This window comes from uncultured Boseongicola sp. (assembly GCF_937988555.1).
GTDB lineage: Bacteria > Pseudomonadota > Alphaproteobacteria > Rhodobacterales > Rhodobacteraceae > Boseongicola.
On sequence record NZ_CALJXO010000303.1, the window covers coordinates 1 to 4267 of the forward strand.

A 4267-nucleotide genomic window follows, 5' to 3' on the forward strand; every position below is an offset into this window, starting at 1 on the left:
GACCGCACCGTTTCGTGGCTGATGTCGACGGCGCGCTCGTGCAGCAGGTCCTCGACATTGCGGAGCGAAAGGGGAAAGCGAACGTCCATCATGACCGCCAGGCGGATGATCTCCGGGCTACTGTGAAAACCCTTGAAAGGGTCGGTTTTCGTCATGAACAAAGGCTACGAAACCACCCTGCCCGCCTCAGGAAGATTTGTTCTGACAATGCCTCTTTGCTGAATTGGCGTCGGCAATTTGCTTGCCAGAACGAAGGTTAGTGCACAGCGAATAAACCACAAAACGTTTTCCTTTTTCGATCTTCGCGGCGCACTGAAGGGCGGGCAGAGTTTAAGATTGGAAACGCGCTCTCCTTGCCGCTTGAAGACGGCAAGATGGAAGTCGTGGTATCCGGCCTCGTCTTGAATTTCGTTCCTGAAAAGTCACCGGCACTTAAGGAAATGCTTCGGGCAGCCAAGCACGGCGGAACGATTGCCGCCTACGTCTGGGACTATGCGGGTGAGATGCCGCTTATGCGCTATTTCTGGAACGGAGTTTCAGAGCTTTTTCCCAATGGCGCGGCGCAGGACGAGGGCAAACAGTTTCCGATCTGCAAGCGGGAACCGCTGGCCGATCTCTTCAAAGCAGCGGGTCTAAACGCCATCAAGACAACCGCGCTTGAGGCGCCGACCATATTCACTGATATCAATGACTATTGGTCTCCATTCTTAAGGGGGCAAGGCCCAGCCGGGGCCTATTGTGTTTCCCTGCGGGACGATCAGCGCGAGCAACTGCGAAGGAAAATTGAGGATAAGCTGCCCTATGCCCCGGACGGTTCTATCCCACTTACCGCTCGTGCCTGGGCGGTGCGAGGAACTGCATGAGTAATTGCCTTAACTGAAGCGGCCAAAATCGTGCACAGAATGCCTTCAACCGACCCGTCGATTAAAACCCGGCTTCCCTCGACAAACCGATCGCGATGCTCAGGCCTAATGGATTTTTCTCTCGAACAGTTGTGAGACACGCCCCAAGCAGATGGCCGCTTAGGGCTCCAAGCCGCCTTCCGCGCTGCAGCTTTTTATCTGATATTTGGCTGGCCAGGATCGACTTGGACGGCCCATTGCAGCCGTTGACCTGACCTGTTGTCGCTGCGGCGCAGCTTCCCCAAACCGGCCATTGGCCACCTGTCAGTTGCGGAGTTTGTTCAAATCGAAACTTTGCGGCCAAGTTCTCTGACGCGCCATGAATGTCGCATACGAGGGATATGAGACCTCTCCGAGAGGTTATCGTGCAAGCGAGACCTCTTTGAATGGCCCGATATGACATCTGTAGCCCCCCACACTTCCACAGCGGATGCCCACAAGTACAGTGTGCTCTTCGTGTTTGCGGCCGGGGTTCTGTGGTCAACGGTCGGTCTTGGCATTCGCATGATAGAAGACGCCGTCGTCTGGCAGATTCTGCTCTATCGGTCGATCAGCATGTCGCTATTTCTTTACGTGGTCATTCGGGTGCGGTCGGGCGAAAGCCCCTTTGTTCAGATCCGCCGCATCGGCTTTCCCTCTGTTATCGCCGGGCTTTCACTGGTTGCGGCCTATTCCGGCGGGATCTACTCAATCCAGAATACCTCGGTCGCGAATGCAATGCTGCTTTTTGCAACCGCACCGTTTATGGCTGCGGTCCTGGGTTGGATCATTCTGCGTGAACGCGTGCGCCTCGCAACCTGGGTTGCGATTGCTGTTGCCATAGGCGGGATCGCGATCATGGTTGCCGATAAGTCCGGCAGCGTCGTCCTGAGAGGCAGCCTTGCCGCGCTTGGGTCGGCATTTGGCTTCGCCGTCTTCACCGTTGCTTTGCGATGGGGGCGGACGGGCGAAATGCTCCCATCGGTATTCCTGTCCGGTCTGTTCGCCATCGTCGTCACATTTGGGATATGCCAATTCTCGGGGCTGTCCGTTGCTCTCAGCTTGCACGATGGCACTATATCCATGGGCATGGGGGTATTTCAGGTGGGTGCGGGACTGATCCTCTACACACTGGGATCCCGCAGTCTCCCAGCTGCAGAGCTTGCCCTGCTATCGCTGGCCGAGGTCCTGCTTGGCCCGGTTTGGGTCTGGCTCTTCCTTGGTGAAACAGCGAGCCTCAATACGCTGATCGGCGGTGCCGTGCTGCTTGCGGCAATCGCAGGAAATGCAGTGTCAGGCAAGCGTCGTAAGCCTCCGCCAATCACCGCACCTTAAGGATGCTGTAATCGGCCCAAAGCCGCCGCTCGTCGGTCGTTCCAACGCCGCGCTGCAGCTTTCGCTTTGCGGCCATTCGTGCATCGCGCAGCATTTTCGGTGGGAGAAGGACCGCAGAGCGGGACAAGTCCGCGCTTCGCTGCGCACGCGGAATAGGTTGTGGTCGGTAAAACGACCTCATTCTTCAGTTTTCTGGCACATTGGCTTTTCTAAAACCTTCCGCGAAGGCCATTCTGTAGGCCGGGTCCTGAATGGACGCTGAGTTTAGCAAGTCCTCCACCGTAGCTTCACGTCCGAGTGCCTCGTATTCCATCGCCATCCACTCGGCTTCGTCTGTGTCCCCCAACTGCCCATAGGTCGCGATCAGAAAGCGATAGGGATACGGGGCTGATGGGTTCCTGTCGCGGGCTCGAACAAGATGGGCTTCAGCCTTCTCGTAGTTTTCCAGAAAATAATTCGCCATGCCTTCGGCAAGGTCATACCAGTATGGCGGCAGCGGGTTGCGTTCGAAGGCTTCCAAGATCAACGGCAGAGCTTCGTCTGCGCGTCCATTGAAAATGTGAATGTTGGCGAGGAAGACATAGGCATCGTCATAGTTGGGATCGAGTTAAATTGCGGTTCTGTAAGCGTTGATCGCACGTGTTTCATCTGGCGCAAAACTGCGGGTGTAAAGGCGACCAAGCGAGAAGTGAGCAAATGGCAGTTCCGGATCAAGCACAATAGCCCGTTCAGCGTGGTAGAACGCTGCATCGATGTTTCCTTCCCGGTCTCTGGTCCAGTTATTCTCAACCCGGAAGCTGTAGACTTGCGCCAGATGAGCGTGGGGAAGCGCGTAGTCAGGGTCGATCCGGATCGCCTCTTTCAAGGCGGCCTCAGCTTTCAGGTTGGTCTCGCTGGTATAAAGGTTTTCGAGTTCGCGACCGCGAAGATAGGCATCATGTGCTTCGATATTGTTTGTTCCCCGCACATCGAGACGGGCACGCTCCGCACCGGAAAGCCGCACCGACAGCGTCCGTAGCAATTCGTGGGCGACCTCATCCTGAAAGGCCAAGACATCTTCAGGTGTTCCTTCGAAACGCTTGGCCCACAGATTTGCCCCCGTTTCGCCGTCGACCAAGGCAACCGAAAGGCGAAGGCTATTGCTGATGCGCCGCACGCTGCCCTCCACGATGACATCTGCGCGAAGTATGTCCGCCATTTCCCGAACACTCGTCGTTGACGCATCCAGCGAGAAACTGGCGCCACGCGAGACAACGCGAATATCGGAGAGCCCAGACAGATCGACAATCAGATCCTCAGCGAGACCATTTGAGAAGTATGCCTGTCCCAGATCGCCGCTCATGTTTTGGAATGGCATTACCGCAACGGTCGTCCGATGGGGCGATGGGCTGGGTCCCTTGGACCAGAACAGGCCGCCAAGCAAAGCAAGGATGAACGCGACCAACAGTCCGGTCAGAAGCAGAAAGCGGCGCAACGGGGGAGAGCCCGGCTTCGGAGGTTTCGCGTCGGACATGTGAAAAACGAGGCGGTAGCCCTTCTTTGGAATGGTCCTGAGTTCCACGCCGCCGACGTCTCGAAAAGCCTTCCGAATCTCCGATATACACTGAACTACGCTGTCTTCGGTAACGTGAGTGTCTGGCCAAACGTGGTTCAGCAAGTCGGCCTTGGACACCAACGACCCTTCGCGCTCTACCAGAACTGTTAGGACCCTGGCAGTTTGGGGGCGGAGATTGCTGCGATCTCCATGGACGCTCAGTTCTCCCGAATCTGGATCGAAAACTGCATCGCCAATCTGAACCTGATCTACGGTCTTCGCCACTTCTTCGGTAGTCTTTCGGGACTTTCTGCACATGTCCGGCTTAGTTTAACGGCGCACAGCGGCTAAGCAAACCATGCATCGCTGCAACGAACAAAGGAAGAAGGGAGAGAAAGCATGTCGAAGCTGATCCTAATGAGCACCGCCTTTGCGGTGGTTGCGACCGTGGCGGGGGCAGGTGAACGAGTAACCTACACAGTCGGGGACGCCCAATTTGATGGCTACGTGGCGCAAG

3 protein-coding genes and 2 pseudogenes are annotated in these 4267 nt (G+C 56.4%); 2 read left to right on the forward strand and 3 right to left on the reverse strand.

What is annotated here, in order from left to right; genetic code table 11:
* Positions 1–155: pseudogene (locus Q1B15_RS17870) on the reverse strand (IS6 family transposase); the annotation flags it as partial.
* A gap of 165 nt (positions 156–320) precedes the next feature.
* Between Q1B15_RS17870 and Q1B15_RS17875 the strand changes: the two are divergent.
* Both Q1B15_RS17875 and Q1B15_RS17880 read left to right on the forward strand, forming a co-directional pair.
* Positions 321–863, forward strand: a pseudogene (locus tag Q1B15_RS17875) (methyltransferase domain-containing protein); the annotation flags it as partial.
* A 435-nt stretch (positions 864–1298) separates the two neighbouring features.
* Complete coding sequence (locus Q1B15_RS17880; RefSeq protein WP_299756288.1) at positions 1299–2216, forward strand: DMT family transporter; 918 nt, start codon at positions 1299–1301, stop codon at positions 2214–2216.
* A 184-nt stretch (positions 2217–2400) separates the two neighbouring features.
* On the opposite strand, the gene Q1B15_RS17885 is transcribed toward Q1B15_RS17880, so the two are convergent.
* Complete coding sequence (locus Q1B15_RS17885; RefSeq protein WP_299756291.1) at positions 2401–2736, reverse strand: hypothetical protein; 336 nt, start codon at positions 2734–2736, stop codon at positions 2401–2403.
* 87 nt (positions 2737–2823) lie between these two features.
* The gene (locus tag Q1B15_RS17890; protein WP_299756293.1) at positions 2824–4035 is read right to left on the reverse strand and encodes a winged helix-turn-helix domain-containing protein; all 1212 of its coding nucleotides are present in this window, start codon (positions 4033–4035) and stop codon (positions 2824–2826) included.
* Positions 4036–4267 lie beyond the last annotated feature (232 nt).